This is a genomic window from Caballeronia sp. INML3B (assembly GCF_023631305.1).
GTDB classification, from domain to species: Bacteria; Pseudomonadota; Gammaproteobacteria; order Burkholderiales; family Burkholderiaceae; genus Caballeronia; species Caballeronia turbans.
Genome location: NZ_JALQDI010000070.1, coordinates 42,330 through 65,904, shown reverse-complemented (window position 1 = coordinate 65,904; position 23,575 = coordinate 42,330). Strand labels below are relative to the sequence as shown.

The window sequence follows — 23,575 nt, the reverse complement described above, 5'->3', positions numbered from 1 at the left end:
ACGAGACGATCGACATCGGGTTCTCCGGCAGGGTCGCGCAGATCCATACAGCGCAGCGAAGCTTAGCCATGACGTGTGTAAGCAATGTGACCGGTCCGCGATACCATAGGCCGGCAGACCGACGACATGACAAGACGAATCGCCATCCATAGGACGACAAGAGCGTGAGACAGCGTGACGATGCGAGCGCAGACCTTCGCGAGAACAGCCCAGCCCCTTCCCGCGCGATCGTCTACGAGGCCGATCGCAGACACGCGCTCTTGCTCGCGGTGGCGTTGTCGCTCGGGAGCGCCATCGCGCTCGGGCTCGCGCGCTTTTCATACGCGCTCCTTCTGCCGCCGATGCGGCTCGACCTCGCGTGGAACTTCGCCCAGGCCGGCGCGATGAATACGGCGAACGCGTTCGGCTATCTGCTCGGCGCGCTCGCGTTCTCCCGATTGTCGATGCGCGTCGCGTCACGCACGCTGTTCATCGCTGGTTGCGCGCTCACCGCTTTGCTGATGGCGGCGAGCGGCGCAACGACCGCTACCGACGCCCTGCTCGTGCTGCGCGTCGCGACAGGCATCGGCAGCGCGCTCATCTTCGTGAGCGGCGGTGTGCTGGCCGCCCGGCTCGCATCGATGTCTCCGCGCGATGCGGGGCTCGTGATCGGCCTCTACTACGGCGGCACGGGCTGGGGAATCGTGATTTCGTCGCTGCTCGTTCCGGTCGCGGTCTTGCCCGTTGCGCACGGCTGGCGCTTCGCGTGGTTCGCGCTCGCCGCCGCCTGCGCCGCTTTTTCCGGCGTCGCGGTCTGGGCCGCGCGGCGGATCGAATCCGCGCATCCGCTTTCGTCGGCGCGCCACGGCACGGATGCCGTGTCCGGCGCACCTGTGCAACGGCGGCGTTTCGCGCTCGCGCTCGCCGGATATGGCTGCTTCGGCATCGGCTATATCGGCTACATGACGTTCATCGTCGCCCTGCTTCGCAACGCGGGCATGAGCGCGGCTGTGGTGAGCGGCTTCTATATCCTTCTGGGTGTAGCGACGGTGGTATCGGCGCGGATGTGGTCCGGGCTACTCGATCGCATGCGCGGCGGCCAGGCGCTGGCGATCCTCAACGGGCTGCTCGCCGCGGCGACGCTCATCCCCGCGATGCTCGTGCATCCGTTGGCGGCATTCATTTCGGGCACGCTGTTCGGTGCGACGTTCCTGTCGGCGGTGGCGTCGACGACGGCATTCGTGCGGCACAATCTGCCCGCGAATCAGTGGCCGACCGGCATCAACGCATTCACGATCGTGTTCGCGCTGGGGCAGATCGTCGGGCCGGTGGTGATCGGGCGGGTGTCGGATAGCGCGGGGCTGACGCGCGGCCTCGTTTATTCCGCGCTCGTGCTGGCGGCGGGCGCGGTGCTCGCGGGTTGTCAGAAACCGCTGAAGCGGCCTGGATGACGGGGTAGTTGGATACTACGAATTGCGGATCATCTCGCAGCGCCTCGTACGAATCAGATCCGGCTGCCCGCGCGCGCCTTCTTCAGCTTCGCGTAGACATGCGCACAGAACGCATCGGCGACCACGCGATTGACGGTGAGAATGTTGTCGGCGCTGACGCTTTCGCGTGAAAGACCCTGTTTCTCGATGAGCCGCTGCGGAATCAACTGGCTTACGAACGAATGGCAAAGCTCCTTGCGCGACGGAGCGTCGACCGATTCGAAATACTCGCGGCCGGCCCGGATCTCTTCGCTCATCTTGGCCTTCGCCGTGTCGTTCTGGACCTGGATGCTGGCTTCGAGGTGCGCCTTCACCGTATCGCGCGAACGGCGGTCTTTCTTGTCGTCCTCGAGTTGCTTCGCCTTGATCGACGCCATCTTTCGATCCGCATCGCCGATCCGGTAGTTTCCCTCCAGCGCCTTGAACAGATAGCCGCGGGGACTGACCGTCACCTTGCCCTCGTTGAGCTTGAAACGCGTGTATTCGATGGCCTGCTCGAGCCGCTCGTCGGTCCAGACGTCGCGGCGCTTGGCGAGGCGCTCGAAGTCGGGCGTATCGAAGGCGAACTCGTTGTGCAACAGGAGATACATCGAATCCTGAATGCCGGCGCGGGCGGCATCCGCGCCCTGCTTCTTCGTGAAGCGAAACCGGATTTTCAGCTTGTCCGCGGTAACGCGTTCGGCATTGGGCTCCCAGCTGACATCGAAATCCGAGACATCGTTGAGCTGGTCGATCGCGGGCTCGAGGAAGCGCTTCTTGAACTCTTTCACTTCCTTGCGCGACTCGCCGACCTTTCCCGGCCACTCCAGCACGTCTTCGAATGCGAACCACTCGGTCACGCCGTGGCCTTCGCATGGGATGAGGCGGTCGTAGATTGCCCGGGCGAGCGAAAGCGAAAACGCCGTCGATGCCCGCAGGCTCAGCCAGTGCGCCTTGTACGGACTGATCAGATACTTGATGACGCGTCCCGCAAGCAGGATGCAAACGACGTTGCGCTCGATGTAGCAATCACCCAGCAGACTGATGGTGCCCCACGAGTCCTTTTCGGTCAGTTCTTCGATCGACGGGGCCGTCATGATTTCGACACGAGCCCGCGCCGCAGATCGCATCTGGGCGATCAGATGGCTGTGGTTGCGGCTGTCATACCGCATCAACCATTTGAAGTAGTTGATGTCGGCCGTGAACGTGTACACCTTGTCGTCGATGAGCTCTTCAGGTGCTTTGGTCGCGACGATGAAGTACGCCGCATCGAGCACGCGCCGCGCGGCAATGCCCAAGCCGCCGACCCGCGTGAAGATGTTGTTGCGCAGGAAACCAATGTCCCGTGTCGATTCGCAGATCGCCGAGCCTTGCGCGGACATGTCTTCGTAGATGTCCAGTGCCAACTGCTTCGGCGTGACAGTGAGGTCTTGGTTTTCCATGCTTCCGATTCGGCTTCGATCCCCGGCACTCTATCAGGCGAGCAAGGGGTGTCAACACAAAAACCACCCCGCGCGATTCACGAGCCTAGCCGCACAAAAACCGCCCCGATCGCTGGACTCGATCACAATTTCCGCCCCGGTCGACACAATTTCCGCTCCCATGAGCCCAATTTGCGGAGCATCCAGCACAAAAACCGTCCCGTGCTTCACAAAAAGCGTCCCTATCCACAGGGACGGTCGTTGATTTTTAAGCAAAATGAGGGTCTTTGTTTGTTGGTGGGTGGGTCTAGGTTTACAAAAAAACAAAACGGACTCGGTGGAAGTTTACGGACGGATTTTGCATTCGAATTGCTAAGTCATTGAAAATGCAGCGTAAATAGAGAAACGGATCGTTGACCAAAAACCGCCCCCCGGGGTGCTTTTTGTGCTGTCGGCGAGAGAGGATTCGGGTGGCGGAAGCGCGTCGGAGCCGTTATGGTCGTGAAAGATAGTCGGTTGATATCCGCTTGGGCATAAAAAGACCCGAAAAATCAATCGGATGTCGGTCTCGATGTAGCCGAAGCGTCATTTCTCGACGCAATACAACCTTGTTTACGCGTATTCGTGTATTCTGCGCTTCGACGTCAATACATGGAGAAAGCGCAGAATGGCAAACGTAGGCACCCTACCTATGGAAGACCGCAAGGTCACCCTTCGCGAAGTGGCGGAGTTCGCCGATAACCTTGAACCCTTTTCGGACAACCTCCGGGAGCAGATCCTCGCTCCGCGCCCTCGCAAGCTCGCGCCTTTTTATACGATCAGCGAACTGGCCGAGATGTGCAATCTGACCCGCCAGCAGATCCAGTATCTGGTGACGAAGGGAGAAGGAGGGTTGCCACCGGGAACGCTGAACGGCAGCGGCCGCAGTCGAACGTTTACTCTGCCCGAGGTACGGGTCTGGGTGAAGATGGCATCCGATATCTATCAGACTCGCCTTGGCGACGGCGACAGTGCCTTCAGGGGCAAAGTGTTGACGACCGCTCAATTGAAGGGCGGTTCGGCGAAGACCACGACGACTGTTTGCCTGGCACAAGCGTTGACGCTTCTGGGCCGCAAGGTGTTGCTCATCGACCTCGATCCGCAGGCTTCGGCTTCGGAGTTGTGTGGTCTTTATGCCGAGAAAGAAATATCCGGCGACGACACGGTGCTACCCTATATCTATGATCAGAACGTGGAAGGAGGTCTCGGAGCAAGCGTCCAGTCGACGTATTGGGATGGCCTCGACATTATCCCCGGACATACCTTCTTATATGGAGCAGAGTTCCTGCTCCCCGCTCGTCAAAAGACGATTCAGGGTTACCGATTCTGGGCAGTGCTGCGCGAGGGACTCGAGCCGCTGCGATCGCAGTACGACTACATTTTGATCGACACATCGCCGTCGCTGTCGTATATGAATCTTAATGCGCTGCTCGCAGCGGACGCGCTCGTCATGCCGATGATTCCGGAGAATCTCGACTTCATTAGTTCACTCGCGTTCTGGCGGCTATTCTCCGATGTTGCCGAGGATTTCCTTCCGTATGAGGAAGACAAAGTCTACGACTTCATTTCCATCCTGTTGTCGAAGGTGGATTACGGCAAGACCTCGTCTGCGCCGGTTGTACGTCAATGGGCGCAAAGCGCGTATGGTCGCTGGCTCGATCCGTTTGAGATTCCGGCTAGTTCTGTAATGAGCGGTGGCGCGCTTTCTTTCTCGACCGCTCTTGACGTCGTCAGTACGCATTCCACGGCGAAGTCGCTTCAACGGGTGCGGCAACCCATGATGCAATATGCCAAATGGCTGGATGATATGTTCGTCAAATCGTGGAAGGAGCCGGCATGAGTAATAACATCCGAGAACAACTCATGGCCAAGACGGCCAACTTGCCAAAGCCGGCGGATTTCAAGAGTGAGACCAAAAAGGATAAGTCGAACCGCGGTCCGCAAACGATGCCGGGCATCACGAGCGCGTTGGCCGCGGCGCAACTTCGGATTCAGGAACTCGAGGCGCGGGGCGTCGAGACGGAGATTCCCGTTGACGCCATTGTGCCCAACCCGTGGCAACCGCGTCGTCAGTTCAGCGAGGCCAAACTCGCTGAGTTGGCCCGCTCGATCGGAGAAGTCGGATTGCTGCAAGCAGTTACCGTCCGGCGCGTCGGCGAGGCGTTTCAGCTCGTCGCGGGCGAGCGACGCTGGCGCGCGCACAAACTGATTAACAAGACGTCGGTTCGTGCGGTGGTGATCGAGTGCACGGACCAAGATATGGCTGCGTTGGCGCTCATGGAGAACGTCACGCGCGATGATCTCTCTGACTACGAGATTGCGATTGCGATTCGCCGGGCAGAGTCGGAGTTTCCTAATCGGACGCGGCTTTCGGAAGCGATGGGGATTACGCGGAGCGATCTCTACCGATTTCTCGCCTACGATTCGCTGCCGGACTTCGTGAAGCGCGATTTGGATTTGAATCCTTCTGTTCTGGGGGCCTCGGCAGCGCAAGATATCGTCAACGCGCTGAAGAAGACTGGCGAGCAAGGATTGAGGGCGCTTCAGGAATTGTGGCCACAGGTTCTTTCCGGTGATCTGGTGCAGACTAAGGTAGCGGCGAGTTTGAGCGCGCAGGCGAGTCGGGGAGAGTCAGCCACGGATGCCGGCGGTCGAAGCATTCTCAAGATATTCGCGGGGAAGGTTCAGGCTGGGAGCATCACGAAAGACGTGAAAGGGCTCACGTTCAAGTTCAAAGCGGGTGTCATGACGGAGGAGCAGGAAAACCAGCTTAGAGATCATATTGGGAAGATGTTCTCGATACGCTCTGAGTGAGCCAATGGACAGCCCGCTTCGGCGGGCTTTTTTTATGGTCCGCGATCGAGCGCAATCGAAAAATACGCCGGGCGTTGAAGGAGTGTCCGAATTCGGACACTTAGGGCGGAGGCAAACGGATCATCAACCTCTGTCGCTCGATTCGTCACGGTACGCACCGACTGTCCGAATTCGGACACTTTTCGGTCCCTGCAGCATAGCGCCCCAAGGAGGAACCTTGGATCAACTGGGTAGGAAATCCTCGAACAACTACCCGAGAATCAGCCAGCGTTTGATTTTTTGAACGCTAGCATTTGCGCACGCCTAATTCGAGCCGGGGCCAAGACCTGGGCTACCCCCAGCGGTTTCGTAGACAGTTGATCTGAATGCCTCCAGCCAAGATGAAGCGTGAGCCAGGTGTCCTCTCGAGGATTTTTGGGGCTAGCATCGTAACCGCGCGGTGAAATCGAGCCTAGATGCGAGCGTCTGACACGCCTAGTGTCCGAATTCGGACACTCGATCCATCGCTATGGAAGCTAACGCTTTAGTCCGCACGCCATGTTGTACTCAGGCCGGCGGGCGGCGAGACCAAAGCCTTGTACTCTGAACGCACCCGGCCAAATGACTGCACTCGACAGTCCGGGCCACACGGCAAACTGTGCGCGAGTGCCGATCATAAGAACCGTTATCGGGCGCAGCTATTTGACGCCATTGCTCGGGCGATGCTCGGCAAGAGACGGCATCTTGCAGGGCACCACTTCGCCCTTCGAAGAACGCGTTGAATAACGGCGCCGGGGAGTCGGCGCTTTCAGTTAGAGACGTCCTGCGAAAATGAGACGAATCGAGCGCACTTTGCGGCCACGTGCCGCGTTGTTGATTTTTGCGATCATCGCCATAAACATCATCGCGAATCGAACGATACTTCATCGGTTACGTGCAGGTCGTGATAGGCCGCTGAAGGCGTCAACCCGTCCGGCAGTATCTCCGCCATTCCGGAGCGGAGTGATCGAGCAGCGGAGGGTATTGGTCTTCGCCGTGAGTGAAGCCTTTCCTATGCCCGTGAAACAACGGTAATCCAACTTCGCCCAAAAAAAATATATAAATTTCAATAGCTTATCGAGATAACCTGAATTTGTTTCACGAAACGCGGCCGTTTTATCGCACTTGGGTCCATTTTCAATCGCGTCCATTGCGACGGCCTCACCCCGAAGCGATCCAATTGGTCAAGTGTATCGATTGATACAGGTTGCGTAGTCACCCTTAGAGTAAAACTGCGCGCGCGCCGGCGAGGTGAATGTGGTCACCTGCGCAACTAACTGACGGAGTGCCCGCCTTCCTCGTCAATGGAACATGAACCAAATCGCGCCGACACCAACGACGCCAAACGAAGCCACTCCATCACAGCATGCACGCTGCGTTCTATCGCGAGGATCAAGATGGCACATGGCGCGTCTTTGATCAGGATGCGCGGCATCCCGACCTAAAGTTCATCGAGGAAAAATCGATCTGCGCACTTCCGCGCGTGCAGCGGCTGATAAGGCTCGCCCGCCTTGAACCGTTCGAGCCGCTCGCTCGCGACCGAAAGCGCCCCCAGGGACGCCCGCCGCAACTGATGATCGTAAAGCGACACGATTGCGGCGAGCCGGTCGAAGTCTTCTGCCGCGAGCGTCCACGAGCCGGAGGTGCGGCCGGCGTCGAACACGGCGGCCATCGCCTGATCCGCGCGAAGCAGTTCGTCGTGAGCGAAGTCGCCGTGGCCGGCTTCCGCGAGGAATTTCGCGAGATACATCGCCTCGGTGATGTGCTGCGCGGGCGCGATATCCGGCGAGCCCGAGCGCAAAGCCGTCAGCGACATATGCGCCGCGAGCGCGAGCTCGTCGGCCACCGCGCGCGGGATGGGAAGCAGCTGTGCCTTGCTGAGCCGTGCGCGCGTCGCCTGAGGCGAGCGCTGGAAAGGTAGAGTGCGTGACATGCGAGGATCGGTGGTTGACCTTCTCAGGTTAACGTTCATCGCTCGCCGAATCTGAAGGGTGCTGACCGCGTTCCTGTTCGAAATGTTCGACAACCGCGATCGCGCGCTCGCACTCGTCGGCGTCGAGCGTGTGGATGCTGCACTTGTCCGGCTCGACGCCGATCGTCTGCGCGAGCCACTTCATTCCCTTGGACCGCGCCTCGAAAACATTGCAGCCGTCGCGCCGGACCTTGGCCTGGACGAGCGGCTCGAGCGCCGCATGCAGCTTCACTTTCAGATCGCGCAATCGCGCATCGGCGAGACGGCCGAGCGGGACGTTGCGCGTGCTGCGCGGAAAGATGCCGATCCACGCCTGACAATCGGCGCACATCCAGAGCGGGCCGTGGTCGTCGCGATAAGGATAGGCTTCGTCGCCCGCGCGTGTCAGGGTCGCGGGCGCGTTGCAGTAGTCGCAGTTCGGATGAGGCAGAGGTTTGACAGGTCGGCCGACACGCATTGCCAGAAACTCCCGGGCGGGAAAGCCAATATATCAAAACCGGCCGGCCGCTTCGCGTTCCGGACATCGCGCGATATCGCAGCCCGCTTAAGCAAGCGCGTTCGCAAAACCTGCGTGACGCGCGCGTGCAAAGGAGAGCGCCGATCGGAATTTACTTTTTCGATCCACGGTATAACGTAGGAGTGCGTGCTACAAGCTACGCGCTTTCGGTGCCTACAGGCCCCTAAATCCTCGCGTTCGATCAGAAGCCTGGAAGGCGCACCGCCCCGCGCCCGCAACCCGGTCCCCGCATGCGTGCCCGCAAGCTCGTCGCAAGCTTGCAGTCCTCAATGAATTCCCTGATCCAAGAGGTGGTGGCGATGAGAGCAACTTTTCTATTGGCAGCAACGGCCGCTAGCGTCTTCGCGATGAGCCCTTTCGCGCAGGCGCAAGACATGCAGATGTCGCCGGCACAAGGCAGTGCCGCGCAGCAAAGTGCGCAAGACAGCAGCACGGCAACGAACGATTCCAGCTATGGCGGGGCGACGGCGATGCACAAGTCCGGCAGCGCATCGCGCGACGCGTGGCCGGTCAGCACCAGTCAGCTCTGCACGCCGGGACTAAGCTGCAATATCTATGATGGTCAATAAAAGCAAAGTGCCGGCAGTGACGTAACGAAGGCGGCGGGGACGCCTTCGATCCCATTCCTTCCTCCCGCCGATCACCTTCCAATGCGCAGTCCCCCGATGGCGGGGTGACGTCCCTCCGGATGCGTGGTTTTTCCCGACGATCGTTCGGTCGATAGTAGAGCCCATCACAAGACGGCCTCTCATCGGCCGCACGTGGGTTCGCCACACAACGCCCGGCATGCGCGACGCTCCTGATTCAGTAGCGAAAACCCTATCGCCATCGCTCGCGGATCTCCCGGCTTCACATTCATCGAGGCCTCGTTCGTTCTCTGATGTATGAGCACATCCACACAGCCGCCGTCACGCGGCCAGCAAGGAGCTACCGAAATGAGATCCCATCTGACGAAGTACGCAATGTTCCTCACGATCATCGCAGCGGCGTTCGGCGCGGCATGCGACGTGAGCCTCGCCGCGAACGGAACGAACGATGCCGACGCACGCCCCATCGCCGTCGACGGCGGTCCGCTCACGCTCACGGTTCAAACCCCGTCGGGCGGAACATCGCGCCTGACCTATGCCGATACAGACGGCTGGCGCCTCGACGATCGCGACGCCGGTCTCAAGCCGATGGAAGCGCGCATCACGCCCGCGTCGGCGGAACCGCAAAAGGAAGCGTCCGATAGCGAGCGGCCGATGACCGTCTTCATCGACGGCCCGACGGGCTTCACCTACGTATGGACGCGCGACCAGGGATGGAAGTACGTCGGCCGGCTGTCCGATCGCAAGCAGTGAGCGGGGCGCGGACGGCCCACATGACGCGACGATCGCTTTCGTGCGTTTTCGCGTGCATGGCCGGCGTGTCGCTATTCGCGCGTGCGCAAACGCAGACGCCCGGCGCAGCCGACGCCGCGCTCGTCGATGCATGGCGCGCGGTGCGTGTCGCCGACTGCGCGCGTTGTCATGGCAAGGACCATGAGGGACTCGCCGCGCCGTCGATCGTCGGCTTTGCGCGCACGCAGAGCCGCGAGCGCTTCATCGCCGCGATTCTCGACGGCAATCCGCAGATGGGCATGCCCGCTTACCGCGGCAATCCGCTGATCGAGAATCATATCGACGCGATCCAGCGCTACTTCGCCGCACGCGCCGACGGCAGCCTCGCCGCCGGCGCGATGCCGGGGCGCGAATGAAAGCAATTGTTTGGCGCGCTCGGGACGCTTCGCATTGCAGACGACAACGAGGCCACATCTCGAGCGCTGAACCCCGCCGTCGCGCGACTGCGCAGATTCGCACGTCGCGCGCTGCTTTTCTCCGATAATGATGCCCATTCAGAAACGGGCGGTCGCGCCCGGGCGCTTCATCCACATCGGAGCCCGCCATGCATCTCGCCGGCATGATTCTTCCGATCTTCGCCGTCATCCTGACGGGATGGGTGGCGCGCGTCTCGGGCTACATGCCGCATACGCTCGCGCCGTCGCTGATGCGCTTTGCCTACTACGTCGCGATGCCCGCGCTCGTATTCGTCACCATCGCCGATGAGCCGCTTCATTCGCTGCTCGAATGGCGCTTTCTCGCCGCGTTCGGCGGCGGCTCGATGATCTGCTTCGCGGCCGTGCTGCTCGTCGCGCGAATCGCGCGCGGTGCCAGCCTTGCCGCGAGCGCGATGCTCGCCGCCGCGGTGTCGATGACCAATACCGGCTTCGTCGCGCTGCCGATCCTGAAGACGCTGTACGGCAAGCCCGGCGTGCTCGCGGCGGCGGTCGCGACCGTCTTCGTCGGCGCGATCATGTTTCCCGTGCTCGTCGTACTGGTCGAGATCGGCCGGCTGGACGCGTCGCGCAAGATCAATGTGACGGCGCTCGCGCGCCAGATCGCGACCAATCCCGTGATTCTCGCAACGATCTGCGCGCTGCTGTGGTCGATCGGCGGATTGACGCTGCCCGCGCCCGCCGTGTCGTTCCTCACGATACTCGGCGAAGCGCTGACGCCGTGCGCGCTTTTCGCAATCGGTCTCGATCTGACCTTGAACGAGTTGCGCGGCCGCGTGAATCTCTACGCGCTGCTGACGGCGCTCAAGCTCGTCATCGTGCCGCTCGTCGTGTACGCGCTTTGCATCGCGGCAGGACTCGATCGCACCGCGACCATCGCCGCGGTCGTCTGCGCCGCCGTGCCGACCGCGAAAAGCGCTTACGTGCTCGCGTCGGAGTACGACGTGGAGAAAAGCGTGGTCGGCGCGGTCATCTCGATGACCACGCTATTCTCGATCGGCACGTTGCTCGCGTGGCTCTATGTTCTCTAGCGCGTGTCATACGTCGCCGAGTTCTTCGTCGACGTCGCGCTCTTCGTCGTCGGGCGGCGAAATGCCGAGCGCTTTGTCCCATTGCGGCTCGCTCAGATAGCGTTCGCGCAGGAAATCGACGAACGCTTTCACCTTCGTCGTCGAGCGATGCGAGGTCGGATACACCGCGGAGAGCCACAGCGGCGGCGCCGCGTAGTCGGGCAGCACGCGCACGAGCCGGCGTTCGAGCAGATCGCTCGCGGCGACCATCGTCGGCAGATAGACGACACCCGCGCCGGCGCGCGCGAACTCGAGCAGCAGATGCACGCTGTTGGTCTTCAACACGGCGTTGAGCGCGATTTCATAACACTCGTTGCCCTTCATGAGCGGCCAGTTGTCGCCCCACGGATAGTGCGCGTAACGCGCGAAATCGTGGCGCAGCAAATCCAGCGGCGTCTCGATGACGGGCTCCTCCTTGAGATAGGCGGGCGTCGCGCACAAGACGCCGCGCACCGGAAAGAGCTTGCGTTCGACGAGCAGATTCGACGCGGGCGGATAGATCTGCAACGCGAGATCGAAGCCTTCCTGGACGGGATCGATTACGCGATCGTTCACCGTCACGACGAACTCGATGCGCGGATGCGCCTCGCGAAACGCGATCAGCGCCTGCGAGAAATGCCCGAGCGCGAAGCCCGGCAGCACGTGAACATTGAGCGTGCCCGACAACGACTGCGTTTCCGCGCTCGCGCGCCCCGACAATTCGCGCACCTTGGAGACGAGCAACAGGCAATCGCGATAGTACGTTTCGCCGACTTCCGACAAACGCACCGCACGCGTCGAGCGATGAAACAGCGCGACGCCGAAATGCTCTTCGAGCTGCTTCACGCGTGACGTGACGACCGATTTCGCCACGCCGAGCTGACGCGCCGCGCTCGCGAAGCTCTGCGCTTCCGCTGCGCGGACGAAGGCCTCCATCGACATGAAGAGGTCCATGCTTCCTCCTGTTTCCGTCCGCTAGGCTGCGCCGTTGCGGTAACGCAGCGGCGTCGTGCCGAGCCGCTCGGAGAAGAGCGCCGTCATGTGTTGCTGCGACGAGAATCCGCACGCGGCGGCGACATCGACGAGCGGCGCATCGCCCGAACGCAGCATGTGCGCCGCAACGCCGATGCGCTTTTCCAGCACGTAGCGATAGAGCGAATAACCGGTGCGCGCCTTCACGCCATCGAAGACGGCGCGCACGGGCAGATCGAGTTCGGCGGCGATATCGGCGCAGGAGAGGCTCTGGTCGATGTTGTCCGCGACGAACGCTTCGAGGGTGGCGAATCCCGCGTCCGTCAGCGCGGACTTGCGCTCGCGCGCGGCGCGTTCGAGATGCCGCGTCGTTTCGATCCACGCGAGCGTCGCGACGCATTGCAGCTCCCACGGATCGACCTTGCCCGACTCCCTCGGCGCTTTCTGACGCGCATAACGCACGAGATGCCGGATGGAATCGGCGCCGAGATTGCTGCGGCTGCCCGCGCGACGCAGCCGCTCGGTGCTTCTGTCCGCGATGCGATTCACGAACGCTTCCGAATAACGAAACGCGATGAAGCCATGACGCACGTCGTGCGCGTCGATGCACATGCTGCCGCCGCGCGGATGATAAGCGGCCGTTTCAGCGCGAAACGTGAAGGGCGCGGCCGGGCCGTCGTCGTAGCGCGTGTCGGAGACGATCGTGCCGAGCAACAGGCAGATCATGTCCGACGAATTGTTCAGCTCAAGCGAATAAGGACGCGGTCCGGCAATGCAGTATTCGAGTCCCGGGACGCCCGTGACCGCGCTGAAGCGGTCGATGCGGGCGGGCGCGGCGGTGGCGCTCATGATCGTGTCTCCATGTCTTTGCGCGGCTTGCCACTGGACCATCGGACGGCGCTGTTCACGCGAGTATAGATGCGCGCGGGAAGCCCTTGCACGCGCGATGGGTCGCCATTCGCGAACGCCGCGTGCGCGCTTTGCGTCCCGGTGTATACCCGGATCCGTCCGCGAGCCGCCCGGAATCTGAAACTCGCAAAACCTGAAAGACCCGCGCGCCGCGTCTTCGTAACGTTCGCCCATACGACACGAACGACGGAGACGACGATGCAAACGCGGCACACACGACAGACGATTCGAAGGCGGGGAACATGCGCGCTCGCCCTGCTTGGCGCGCTTTGTTCGATGACGGCGCACGCGTCGGGCATTCCCTTCGCGACGGACCGCCCGCAGACCTGGCAGTTCAGCAGCGACTTCGAAGGCACATACGATTCCTTCGGCCAGAACCTCGAATGGAATCACGACAACCGCGCCTTCGATTCGCACGGCAATCAGGTCGCGGGTCCGGGCACGAACACGTTCGTCGGGCTCTCGACGTTCATCCACTACTGGAAAGTGCCGTCGCTGCCGCATGTCGGCTTCAACGCGAGCATCACGCTGCCCGAGATTCGCACGCAGGGCTCACAGTTTTCCGCGAGCGGTATCGGCGATCCGCTCGTCGGCGGGCTCGTCTGGTACAACCCCGCGCCCGCGACGACGCTCGGTTTCCAGGCCTACGTACAGGTGCCGATCGGCCAGAACGATGTATCGACGAACACGTGGTCGTTCTGGCCATCCGTCTTCTACGACGACTGGTACGGGCATGTGAACGTCGATCTGCTGCTCGGCGGCATTCTGCGCGGACGCACGCTGCGCTCCGGTCACGACGACCTGAGCCCGGGCAACACGTTTCACCTGAACCTGCGCGTCGGCTACAGCATCTCGCCGCCCGACAACCCCTTCGCGATTCCCTTCGTCGGTCTCGATTACCAGACGAGCGGCGGAACGTTCAACCAGACCGCGTCGATGCCGCTTGCGAACAGCGCGAGCCGCGAAACGACCGTGGGGCTCGGCGTGCTGTTCCAGTTCAAGCCGAACAGCCTGCCGTTTCTGCACCAGAAGATGTACGACCAGCTTTCCATCCAGTACCAGCACTCGGTTTCGGGGCGCAACACCACGCTCACCAACGGAATACTCGTGCAGGCGTGGCACTACTGGTGAGCACATTCCAACGATGGAGACGAACATGAGTGAGACCAACAAGCTTCCCGCCGCGTCGAGGCGCAATTTCATCAAGGCTGCGGGCGCCGGCACCGCGGCGGCCGCATTCGGCGCGGTGTCGCTCACCGCGCGTGCCGCGAGCGACATCAAATTCGATGCGGAGTACGACGTCGTCGTGTGCGGCGGCGGAGGCGGCGGCCTGCCGTGCGCGCTGTTCTCGCGCTGGCTCGGCAACCGCGTCGTGATTCTGGAGAAGGCCGGCAGCGTCGGCGGCACGGCCGCGAAAGCCGCGTTCTGGTACTGGGTGCCGAACAACGAGCCGATGCGCCGCGCGGGGATCGCCGATCCGAAGCCCGATTACATGCGCTATGTCGCGCGTCTGTCGCGGCCCGAGCAATACGATCCGTCGTTGCCGAAGCTCGGCCTCTCGGACTGGGAGTACGAGATGTGCGAGGCGATCTACGACAGCGCGTCGCCCGCGGCGGAACTGCTTGCGAGCAAGGGCGCGCTGCCGTATCGACATGAAGCGGCGGTGCCGGATTACTGGGCCGAGCTGCCGGAAGACAAGGCGCCGCGCGGCCGCGTGCTGTTTCCGAAGGACGGACTGCCGAGCATGTCCGATGGCGGACGCGTCGCGATCCGCACGATGAGCGCCGCGGCACGGCGCGACGGCATCGACATCAGGACGGGTTATCGCGTGCAGAAGGTGCTCGTCGATGAATCGGGCGCGGTGATGGGCGTCGAATCGCTGACGGAAGAGGGCACGCTCTTTCGCGTGCGCGCGAAAAAGGCGGTCATCTTCGCAACGGGCGGCTTCACGCACGATCCCGAACTGCGCAAGAACTTCCTGCATGGCGCGGTGTATGGCGGTTGCGCCGCGCCCACCAATGAAGGCGATTTCGTGCGCATTTCGAGCGCGCTCGACGTGCAGTTGCGCAACATGAACTACTCGTGGATGGCGCCGATCTCGCTCGACAAGGCCGTCGCAAAAGACGGCTCGCTGTCCGGCATCTTCACGCCGACCGGCGATTCGATGCTCTACGTGAACAAGTACGGCAAGCGCGTCGTCAACGAGAAGCTCGCGTACAACGAAGTCTGCGCGACCTTCTCCGAATGGGACGGCGCGAAGGGCGAGTATCCGAATCTCACGCTTGTTTCCATCTGGGACCAGCAGGCGCAGGACCATTGCGCGAGCGATGACTACGGCAGTCTCATCGTGCCGAAGGGATCGAACGACCGTCACGTACTGCGCGGCAATACGCTCACGGAACTGGCAGCCGCGATTCGCGAACGCATGGCGAAGCACAAAAGCGCGCTCGGCAGCGCCGATCTTTCCGACGACTTCGTGCGCAATGTCGAGGCGACAATCAAACGCTTCAACGGCTTCGCGAAGACGGGCGTGGATCAGGATTTCCATCGCGGCGAGCGCATCGTCGAGAAGCTGTTCAACGGGCCGGTATCGAAGAAAGCGGATCAGAAGAACGAGACGATGTATCCGCTGAGCGCAAAGGGACCGTACTACGCGGCGCTCATCGTCGCGGGGAATCTCGACACCAAGGGCGGCCCGAAAACCAATTCGCACGGACAGGTGCTCGATACGCGCGGCGAACCGATCAAGGGTCTTTACGGCGTCGGCAATTGCGTCGCGTCGGCGTCCGCGCGCGCTTACTGGGCGGGCGGCGGCACGCTCGGGCCAATCATCGCGTTTGCTTATCGTGCGGCGCAGTCCGCCAACGGAGATCAATCATGATTCGGATCGCTTATCTATTGACGATGCTCGCGCTCGTCAGCACCACCGTGCGCGCGCAACAAGATCCCGTTGCGGTCGGCAAAAAGCTCACGACGAACAACTGCGCCGTGTGCCACACCTTCGGCAAGGGCGAGCCGAACGGGCAAGGGCCGAATCTCTTCGGCATCGCCGGCAAGCCGATGGCGTCCGACCCGAGCTTCAAGTATTCGGCGGGCATGAAGGCGGCCGCGGCGGGCAAGGTCTGGGACGAGCAACTGCTCGACGCGTGGCTCACCGATACGCAATCCGTCGCACCCGGCAACGCGATGACCTATTTCGAAGGCGATGAAGCGCGACGCCAGAAGATCATCGCTTATCTGCGCACGCTGCATTGAACTGGACAACAGGAGACGAGACTATGAACCCCATCACCATGACCGACGAACAGCGCAAGACCATCGCGCTCGAATATCTGCGCAGGCTCGATCGCGGCGCACCGTTTTTCGATTTGTTCGACGATAACGCCGAAGTCTATTTCCCGAAGTGGGGCATCGCGACGGGACGCGCGGCCTTCGAACGACTCTTCGCGGATCTCGGTTCCATCGTCGCGAAGTTCAAGCATGACCTCGCGTATCTGAATGTGATTCAGCAGGGCGACACGGTGGTCGTCGAAGGCACGAGCTACGGCACCACGAAAGGCTGCGTCGACTGGCGCGCGGGCGTCACGCATGCGGGCCGCTGGACGGACGTATTCGAGATCCGCGACTTCAAGATCCAGCGCTGCTTCATCTATCTCGATCCCGACTACGAAGGCGCGGACACGCTGCGTTATCCGTGGCTCGCGGACAGGCAAGCGCAGCAGTAAGTACTTTCCCTAGGGCCGCGATCGAGCACGCATCGTTCGGCAAACGCGAACCTCGATTCATTGCCTCTCGCCGCTCGCAGCCCTAATCTTGATTCCAGCGCGACACCGCGAACGTGACCGCAGACAAGGAGACAGACATGCAACAGACCCAACTCGGCAGCCTCGATAACTATCGCAAGGGCAACATCGAAGTCATCAAGGGCAAGGCCTCGCATTACGCGATGTCCAATGTGTTCGAAGTCGCGAGCCACGCCGCGCCTTACGAAAAAGTGGTCGTCGGCAAGAACCTGAAGTACGTGATCGAAACGTTGCGCGCACAAGGCGTGTCGCCGTGGTTCTGCGCATCGCACGATGAATTCGCGGTCGCGCTCGATGGCGAAATCGACGTGCACTTCATCAAGCCTTCCGATGGCGCACTGGTCGCCGAAAACGTCGAAGGCACGGTGAAGCTCGAAGGCGAGCCTTCGGGCCAGAAGATGGGTTTCGTGCGTCTGCGTCGCGGTCATCAGGCGCTCCTGCCCGCTGGCGTGGCGTATCGCTTCGAAGCGCGAAAGACCGGCGTGCTGCTCGTGCAGACGATCCTCGGTTCGGCTTCGGTCGAGAAGTGGGCCGACATCTGCATTCAGTGAACACGCATACGCCAACCACTTTCAAACATTCGGAGCACACCATCATGGATCACGCAGCATTCCTTCAGAGCGTAGTCGCGACCGACCCCGATGCGAACACCGGCTACCGCACGTTCAAGCTGGGCGATTTCGAATTCAGCCGCGACGCGTACTTCGTCACCGTGAAATGGCCGGCGCAAGGACAGACGCGCTCGCATCAGATGCACGCCGACGACTTCCTGCGCGCGATGATGCGCGACGTCGCATGGGGCTTCTTCTACGGCTGGGTCAATTTCGACGAAGTGCTCGGCACGCGCAATCACTACGGCAAGGTCGACATGTATGCCGGCGCGTATAACGCGAGCTTCCGCGAGGCGGGCGTCGATTACACGCAGCAGTTCGAAACGCCGATCATCATGGCGACCTTCAAGGCGATCCTGAAGGACTGGGTCAACGAAGGCTTCGATCCGTTCGCGGCACCCGAGGAAACCGGCTCCGCGTTCGGCGCCAAGCACGGCGACAACATCGCGGCGATCGACCGCACGCGCATTGCGACCAAGCGCATGCCCGGTCTCGAAGGCGACTCACCGCTGCGCGACGACTTCCCGGTGAATCGCCAGTTCGCGGATGTCTCGCAGGACGAGCCGGAGATTCACGCCGAGCCCGGATTCGAAGGGCAGTTGCACGCGTTCAGCCTGTTCAAGTATCTGTCGCGTTCGGACGTGACATGGAATCCGTCGGTCACGTCCGTGTGCAAGCAAAGCCTCTTTTGCCCGACGACCGAGGAGTTCGTGCTGCCGGTTTTTCACGGCAACGACCGCGTCGAATGGTTCCTGCAACTGTCGGATCAGATCATCTGGGACGTGGCCGACAAGGACACCGGCGAGCCGCGCGCGCGCATCACGATGAACGCCGGCGATATCGCCGCGATGCCCGCCGACATCCGCCACAAGGGCTACTCGCAGAAGCGCTCGATGCTGCTCGTCTGGGAGAACGCGACGCCCGATCTGCCCAGGCGCTACGAAAGCGGCGAACTGCCGCCGTATCCGGTCGCGCTCTAAACGCTTCCCGGCTTCTTCGCTTCTCTTCGACACGACGACGCCTTCATCGGGCGTCGCGGGGAAGGCTTCGCCCTCAATCTTCGACACGAGCAAGACATGCAAACGCAACTCTTCATCGATGGCCGCTTCGTGCCCGCCCTTTCCGGCGAAACGCTCGCGACCCTGAATCCGCACGACAACAGCGAGATCGCGCAAGTCTCCATGGCAGGCCGCGAGGACGTCGATCGCGCGGTGCAAGCCGCGAAAAAAGCGTTCCCGACGTGGAGCAGCATGGCGGCTGCCGATCGCGGGCGCCTGCTCCTGAAACTCGCCGATGCCATTGAAGCCAACGCCGATGCACTCGCGCGTCTCGAGTCGATGGACACGGGCCACCCGATCCGCGACACGCGAAACCTCGACGTGCCGCGCACGGCCGCGACGTTCCGCTACTTCGGCGGCATGGCGGACAAGTTCGAAGGCTCGGTGATTCCGGTCGAAGCGGGCTTTCTCAACTATCTGACGCGCGAGCCGGTCGGCATCGTCGGGCAGGTGGTGCCGTGGAATTTTCCGCTGATGTTCACGAGCTGGAAGATGGCGCCGGCGCTCGCGGCGGGCAATTGCGTCGTGATGAAGCCGGCCGAACTGACGCCGTTATCGAGTCTCGCCATCGCCGAGTTGATGGCCGAAGTCGGTTTTCCGGCGGGCGTCGTCAACGTGCTGCCGGGGCTCGGGCACGTCGCGGGGCAATATATCGCCGAGCATCAGGAGATCGGCAAGGTCGCGTTCACCGGATCGACGGCGGTGGGCCGCAAGATCGTGCAGGCATCGAGCGGCAATCTGAAGAAAGTGCAACTGGAACTGGGCGGCAAGGGCGCGAACGTCGTGTTCGGCGACGCGAATATCGATGCCGTCGTGCAAGGCTCCGCGTTCGGCATCTTCCATAACCAGGGACAGGCGTGCATCGCGGCGTCGCGATTGATCGTGCACGAGTCGATCGCCGATGACTTGCTGGAGCGCTTCACGTCGCTGGCGCGCTCGATCCGCATCGGCGATCCGCTGGATCCGTCGACGGAAATGGGGCCGCTCACATCGCAGATGCATCGCGACCGCGTGCTGTCGTATGTCGATGTCGCGCGCGAGCAGGGCGGGCGCGTGCTCGCGGGCGGCAAGGCGCCGGAGGCCGCGGCGCTCGCGAACGGCTGCTATGTCGAGCCGACCATCGTGGAGGCGAAGCCGACCGATCGCGTCGCGCAGGAAGAAGTTTTCGGCCCGTTCGTCGCCGTGAGCACGTTCAAGAGCGATGAAGAAGCGCTCGCAATCGCGAACGGCACCGAATACGGCCTCGGCGCGGGCCTCTGGACGCGCGAGCTGCAACGCGCGCATCTCTTCGCGCGCCAATTGAAGAGCGGCATGGTGTGGATCAACTGCTACAAACGCGTGAGTCCCGGATCGCCCTTCGGCGGCGTAGGCGCAAGCGGTTATGGCCGCGAGATGGGCTTCGAAGTGATGCGCGAATATACTCAGGCGAAGTCGGTGTGGGTGAATGTCGACGCCAATATTCCGCCTTACTATCCGCGCTGAGCGCATAGGGAATCATGCAATCGTTCATTTATCAGGGCATGCCGTCGCGCGTGGTGTTCGGCGCGGGGAGCATCGAGCATATCGAACGCGAGATCGAGCTGCTGGGTGCGCAGCGCGCGCTCATTCTCGCGACACCGCCGCAGCGCGACCAGGCCGAAGCGCTCGCCGAACGCATCGGGCCTCGCGCGGCCGGCGTGTTCGCGAAAGCGGTGATGCATGTGCCCGTCGAAACGGCGCGCGAGGCGCGCGAGTATGCACAGCGCATCGGCGCGGATTGCGCGATCGCCATCGGCGGCGGCTCGACGACGGGCCTCGGCAAGGCGATCGCGCTGACATCGTCGCTGCCGATACTCGCCGTGCCGACCACGTACGCGGGCTCCGAGATGACGCCCATCTACGGGCTCACGGAAGCGGGCCTCAAGAAGACCGGCCGCGACATGCGCGTGCTGCCGAAGACCGTGATCTACGATCCGCAACTCACCGTGTCGCTGCCCGCGTCGCTTTCGGTGACGAGCGGCATCAACGCCATCGCGCACGCGGCCGAAGGGCTGTACGCGCAGGACGCGAATCCCGTCGTGAGCCTGATGGCGGAAGAAGGCATCCGCGCGCTCGCACAGGGCATCGGCAAGGTCGTCGCGAAACCGGACGATCTCGATGCGCGCGGCGATTGCCTCTATGGTGCGTGGCTGTGCGGCACGGTGCTGGGAAGCGTCGGCATGTCGCTGCATCACAAGCTATGCCATACGCTCGGCGGCACATTCGATCTGCCGCACGCGCAGACGCATACCATCGTATTGCCGCATGCGCTCGCCTATAACCGCGATGCCGCGCCCGACGCGATGAAGCGCATCGCGCGCGCGCTCGGCACGGACGATGCCGCAAGGGGCGCATTCGAGCTTGCGCGTGCGAATGGCGCGCCGACGGCGCTGAAGGACATCGGCATGAAGGAAAGCGATATCGATATCGCGGTCGATGTCGCATTGAAGAGCCCGTACTGGAACCCGCGGCCGGTCGAACGCGCGCCGCTGCGTGCGTTGCTGGAAGCGGCCTACGAAGGACGACGACCATGAACGAGTCACTCACGCAAAACGTCACCGAAGCCTTCGGCCATTGCGCCGATGCCCGCACGAAGGAAATCGTCACGGCGCTCGTGCGCCATCTGCACGCGTTCGCGCGCGACGTGAACCTCACGCACGACGAATGGCGCCGCGGCATCGAGTTCCTCACGGCCACGGGCAAGAAGTGCGACGGCATCCGGCAGGAGTTCATTCTGCTGTCGGACACGCTGGGGCTTTCTATCGTGCTCGACGACATCAACCAGCATCATGATGACGGCGCGACCGAAAGCAGTCTGCTCGGCCCGTTCTATCGCGACGGCGTGAACGAGGCGGCCCTCGGCGCGAACATCGCGCAAAGCGATGGCGAGCCGGTGTACTTTCACGGCGTGGTGAGCGATGTGAGCGGAAAGCCCGTCGCCGATGCGCTGATCGAAGTCTGGCAAACCGCGCCGAACGGCATGTATGAAGGACAGGATCCGGATCAGCCCGAAGGCAACCTGCGCGGGCGTTTTCGCACGGATGCGGACGGCGCATACGCATTTCATTCGATCAAGCCGACGAGCTATCCGATTCCCACCGATGGCCCGGTCGGCCAGATGCTGCTCGCGACGGGCCGTCATCCGATGCGTCCCGCGCATATCCACTTTCGCATCGACGCGCCCGGCTACGAGCCCCTGACGACCGCACTATATTCGTCCGATGATCCTTACGTGAACTCCGATGCGGTGTTCGGCGTGAAGCCTTCGCTCGTCATCGAGTATGTGAGCAAGGACGGCGGCTACGACGCGGCGCGCGATTTCGTGCTGATCCCGCGGGAGCGCGCGTGAGCCATTCCACATCGAACGGCATCTGCGCGCTCCACGACGTGCCCGATGGCGGCGGCCTCGAAGCCGCGCCTTCGATTCTCGTGCTGCGCCGCGGCGGCGAAGCGTGGGCGTATCGCAACGTCTGCCCGCATTTCTCTATACCGCTCAACTACGAGCCGGATGCGTTCTGGACTTACGAAGGCGGACTGCTGATGTGCGCCCATCACAGCGCGATGTTTCGCTTCGAGGACGGCATGTGCGTCGATGGGCCGTGCCTCGGCGCGAGCCTCAGGCGGATTCCGATCCGCATCGAAAATGGCCGGGTGATGATCGAAGGCGCGGACATCACATAGGATTCGTCGCGACGAAGCTCTTGTATGCGGCGTAGGCGGGCTTTTGCGTCACGCCGTCGTTCTTCAGCAAACCGAACGCACCTTCTCCGCCCACTGGATCGTCGTAGAGCTCGTAGCTCTGGATCGATTCGATATCGTACGTCGATGCGAGCGCGACGAACTGCGCCATCATGCGATTGCCGACGAGATACGCCGCGATCTGCTGATCGGTGCCGTAGTTCGGGCGCACGCCGAACTCGTTGATCCAGATCGGCTTGCCGAGCGCGTTGAGCGCGGCGAGCACGTTATGACAGCCGGTGCCGCCGCACGCGTTGGTGATATCGCCCTGTTCGGAGTACCAGTGCCACGCGGTGATGTCCCAGTCGACGACCGGATGCCCGACGCTGCCGTCCGGCTCCATGCCGGCCGCGAGCATCTGCTGGAAGCCGTAGTGCAGCCAGGTGCCGCCGCCCATGATGATCTTGCCCGACGTATCCACCGACTTGATGCCCGCGATCATGCCGCGGATCACGCCACGCAGGATTCTGAACTTCACGAGATCGAATTGCTGCGGATAAACGCCATCGACATTGCCGACGAGAATCTCGGCTTCCATCTCGTTCGTGACCTCGTAGTACGGGTAACGGCGCGAGGTCGCCGTTTGCTGACCGAGCGCGAAGCCCGCGTTGTAGCCTTCGGTTTCGCTATTGAACGTATCGATGCCCATGAGCATCACCGGATACACGGTGACGCCGCCGGCCGCCATCAATTGGGCGATGCCCGCGAGCTTGTTCGCGGTGCCCTGGCTATACACCTCGTTGCGATACAGCTTCGCGCCGAGATCCTGCAATTGCGAAAGCTGCAGCGCGGGGCTGGAGAGATCGTAGGCGCCGCCCTCGTTGTTGTGGCCGTTCACGCCGTAGAAGGGCCGCGCGGACAAAGGCGGCGGCGTCGTCGCGTTGCCGGCGCCCGAGGCCGGATCGGGCGCGCTGACGACGGGCGACGACGCGCCGCTCGCCGGCACCGTGTTTTCGGCGACGGCGGGATTCGTCGCGGGCGCACCCACGGCGCTGCTCGCTGAAGAAGGACTTGTCGTGATCTTCGATGTCCCCGTGTCCGAGGCCGGAATATCCGTCGCCGGAACCGACACGGATGACGCGCCGCCACTACGCGAGGCGTTTGAGGACGCAGCGGTGTCGCCGCCGCCACCGCCGCCGCCGCCGCATGCGGCAAGCAGCACGCTTGCCGCGGCGGCGAGCGCAACGGCTTTGCATCGAATGAAACGGAAAGCCGGAATATTGGATTGAATTGAAATCGTCATGTCGATACGCACTACTAAATGGTCAATATCCATGTCCACGAAGTAGGCGCACGTTCCGCGAGTCGTCCGGACGAACGCGGACGGACCGGTGACGGACCTTCATCCCGCGTCGCGCGCAAGGATGGTGGAATG

General features: G+C 62.3%; 23 protein-coding genes. 17 read left to right on the top strand and 6 right to left on the bottom strand.

What is annotated here, in order from left to right; genetic code table 11:
• Positions 1-164: 164 nt before the first annotated feature.
• On the top strand, positions 165-1,430 hold the full coding sequence (locus tag NCS58_RS28675) for a YbfB/YjiJ family MFS transporter (RefSeq protein WP_409219315.1): 1,266 nt from the start codon (positions 165-167) through the stop codon (positions 1,428-1,430).
• Positions 1,431-1,483: 53 nt separating this feature from the next.
• On the opposite strand, the gene NCS58_RS28670 is transcribed toward NCS58_RS28675, so the two are convergent.
• Positions 1,484-2,890, bottom strand: a complete 1,407-nt coding sequence (locus tag NCS58_RS28670) for a replication initiation protein (RefSeq protein WP_061119531.1) — start codon at positions 2,888-2,890, stop codon at positions 1,484-1,486.
• A 646-nt stretch (positions 2,891-3,536) separates the two neighbouring features.
• On the opposite strand from NCS58_RS28670, the gene NCS58_RS28665 reads away from it, so the two are divergent.
• Positions 3,537-4,748, top strand: coding sequence for an AAA family ATPase (locus NCS58_RS28665; protein ID WP_061119530.1), 1,212 nt, complete (start codon positions 3,537-3,539; stop codon positions 4,746-4,748).
• The gene (locus NCS58_RS28660) at positions 4,745-5,722 is read left to right on the top strand and encodes a ParB/RepB/Spo0J family partition protein (protein WP_061119529.1); all 978 of its coding nucleotides are present in this window, start codon (positions 4,745-4,747) and stop codon (positions 5,720-5,722) included. Before NCS58_RS28665 ends, NCS58_RS28660 begins: the two co-directional genes overlap by 4 nt.
• Before the next feature lie 1,459 nt (positions 5,723-7,181).
• On the opposite strand, the gene NCS58_RS28655 is transcribed toward NCS58_RS28660, so the two are convergent.
• Together NCS58_RS28655 and NCS58_RS28650 are read right to left on the bottom strand one after the other, a co-directional pair.
• A complete protein-coding gene (locus NCS58_RS28655; RefSeq protein ID WP_061119528.1) occupies positions 7,182-7,673 on the bottom strand; it encodes a hypothetical protein in 492 nt (163 codons plus the stop codon).
• Positions 7,674-7,701: 28 nt separating this feature from the next.
• The gene (locus NCS58_RS28650) at positions 7,702-8,169 is read right to left on the bottom strand and encodes a zinc-finger-containing protein (RefSeq protein ID WP_061119527.1); all 468 of its coding nucleotides are present in this window, start codon (positions 8,167-8,169) and stop codon (positions 7,702-7,704) included.
• A gap of 329 nt (positions 8,170-8,498) precedes the next feature.
• Between NCS58_RS28650 and NCS58_RS28645 the strand changes: the two genes are divergently transcribed.
• From NCS58_RS28645 to NCS58_RS28630, 4 genes are all read left to right on the top strand, one after another.
• Positions 8,499-8,798, top strand: coding sequence for a hypothetical protein (locus tag NCS58_RS28645; protein ID WP_250478074.1), 300 nt, complete (start codon positions 8,499-8,501; stop codon positions 8,796-8,798).
• A 366-nt stretch (positions 8,799-9,164) separates the two neighbouring features.
• A complete protein-coding gene (locus NCS58_RS28640) occupies positions 9,165-9,569 on the top strand; it encodes a hypothetical protein (protein ID WP_061119525.1) in 405 nt (134 codons plus the stop codon).
• Positions 9,570-9,589: 20 nt separating this feature from the next.
• Positions 9,590-9,964, top strand: coding sequence for a c-type cytochrome (locus NCS58_RS28635; RefSeq protein ID WP_250478073.1), 375 nt, complete (start codon positions 9,590-9,592; stop codon positions 9,962-9,964).
• A 188-nt stretch (positions 9,965-10,152) separates the two neighbouring features.
• Positions 10,153-11,073 carry an AEC family transporter gene (locus NCS58_RS28630; protein ID WP_061119523.1) on the top strand — a complete coding sequence of 307 codons (921 nt, stop codon included), beginning with the start codon at positions 10,153-10,155 and terminating at the stop codon, positions 11,071-11,073.
• A 6-nt stretch (positions 11,074-11,079) separates the two neighbouring features.
• Here the strand turns inward: NCS58_RS28630 and NCS58_RS28625 are convergent, their stop codons facing one another.
• The gene (locus NCS58_RS28625) at positions 11,080-12,045 is read right to left on the bottom strand and encodes a LysR family transcriptional regulator (RefSeq protein ID WP_061119522.1); all 966 of its coding nucleotides are present in this window, start codon (positions 12,043-12,045) and stop codon (positions 11,080-11,082) included.
• A gap of 21 nt (positions 12,046-12,066) precedes the next feature.
• The gene (locus tag NCS58_RS28620) at positions 12,067-12,912 is read right to left on the bottom strand and encodes an AraC family transcriptional regulator (RefSeq protein WP_061119582.1); all 846 of its coding nucleotides are present in this window, start codon (positions 12,910-12,912) and stop codon (positions 12,067-12,069) included.
• A 258-nt stretch (positions 12,913-13,170) separates the two neighbouring features.
• Here NCS58_RS28620 and NCS58_RS28615 point away from each other — a divergent pair, with 258 nt between their 5' ends.
• From NCS58_RS28615 to NCS58_RS28570, 10 genes are all read left to right on the top strand, one after another.
• Complete coding sequence (locus NCS58_RS28615; protein WP_250478072.1) at positions 13,171-14,103, top strand: transporter; 933 nt, start codon at positions 13,171-13,173, stop codon at positions 14,101-14,103.
• Positions 14,104-14,128: 25 nt separating this feature from the next.
• Positions 14,129-15,853 carry an FAD-dependent oxidoreductase gene (locus tag NCS58_RS28610; RefSeq protein WP_250538924.1) on the top strand — a complete coding sequence of 575 codons (1,725 nt, stop codon included), beginning with the start codon at positions 14,129-14,131 and terminating at the stop codon, positions 15,851-15,853.
• Positions 15,850-16,227: a cytochrome c family protein gene (locus tag NCS58_RS28605; RefSeq protein ID WP_061119521.1), complete on the top strand. Its 378-nt coding sequence runs from the start codon at positions 15,850-15,852 to the stop codon at positions 16,225-16,227. Before NCS58_RS28610 ends, NCS58_RS28605 begins: the two co-directional genes overlap by 4 nt.
• A gap of 23 nt (positions 16,228-16,250) precedes the next feature.
• Entirely contained in the window at positions 16,251-16,697 is a 447-nt protein-coding gene (locus NCS58_RS28600; RefSeq protein WP_250538923.1) for a nuclear transport factor 2 family protein, read from the top strand.
• Positions 16,698-16,834: 137 nt separating this feature from the next.
• Positions 16,835-17,326 carry a hypothetical protein gene (locus tag NCS58_RS28595; RefSeq protein WP_061119579.1) on the top strand — a complete coding sequence of 164 codons (492 nt, stop codon included), beginning with the start codon at positions 16,835-16,837 and terminating at the stop codon, positions 17,324-17,326.
• 44 nt (positions 17,327-17,370) lie between these two features.
• A complete protein-coding gene (locus NCS58_RS28590) occupies positions 17,371-18,366 on the top strand; it encodes a hypothetical protein (protein WP_061119519.1) in 996 nt (331 codons plus the stop codon).
• 96 nt (positions 18,367-18,462) lie between these two features.
• Positions 18,463-19,926 (top strand): aldehyde dehydrogenase family protein, encoded by a 1,464-nt coding sequence (locus NCS58_RS28585; protein WP_061119518.1) that lies wholly within the window; start codon positions 18,463-18,465, stop codon positions 19,924-19,926.
• A 14-nt stretch (positions 19,927-19,940) separates the two neighbouring features.
• Positions 19,941-20,996: a maleylacetate reductase gene (locus NCS58_RS28580; protein WP_061119517.1), complete on the top strand. Its 1,056-nt coding sequence runs from the start codon at positions 19,941-19,943 to the stop codon at positions 20,994-20,996.
• Entirely contained in the window at positions 20,993-21,811 is an 819-nt protein-coding gene (locus tag NCS58_RS28575) for an intradiol ring-cleavage dioxygenase (protein WP_250478071.1), read from the top strand. The genes NCS58_RS28580 and NCS58_RS28575 overlap by 4 nt, the downstream gene beginning before the upstream one ends.
• Positions 21,808-22,143, top strand: a complete 336-nt coding sequence (locus tag NCS58_RS28570) for a Rieske 2Fe-2S domain-containing protein (protein WP_061119515.1) — start codon at positions 21,808-21,810, stop codon at positions 22,141-22,143. The genes NCS58_RS28575 and NCS58_RS28570 overlap by 4 nt, the downstream gene beginning before the upstream one ends.
• Here NCS58_RS28570 and NCS58_RS28565 read toward each other — a convergent pair.
• A complete protein-coding gene (locus NCS58_RS28565) occupies positions 22,136-23,443 on the bottom strand; it encodes a hypothetical protein (RefSeq protein ID WP_250478070.1) in 1,308 nt (435 codons plus the stop codon). The two genes, NCS58_RS28570 and NCS58_RS28565, sit on opposite strands and share 8 nt — an antisense overlap.
• Positions 23,444-23,575 lie beyond the last annotated feature (132 nt).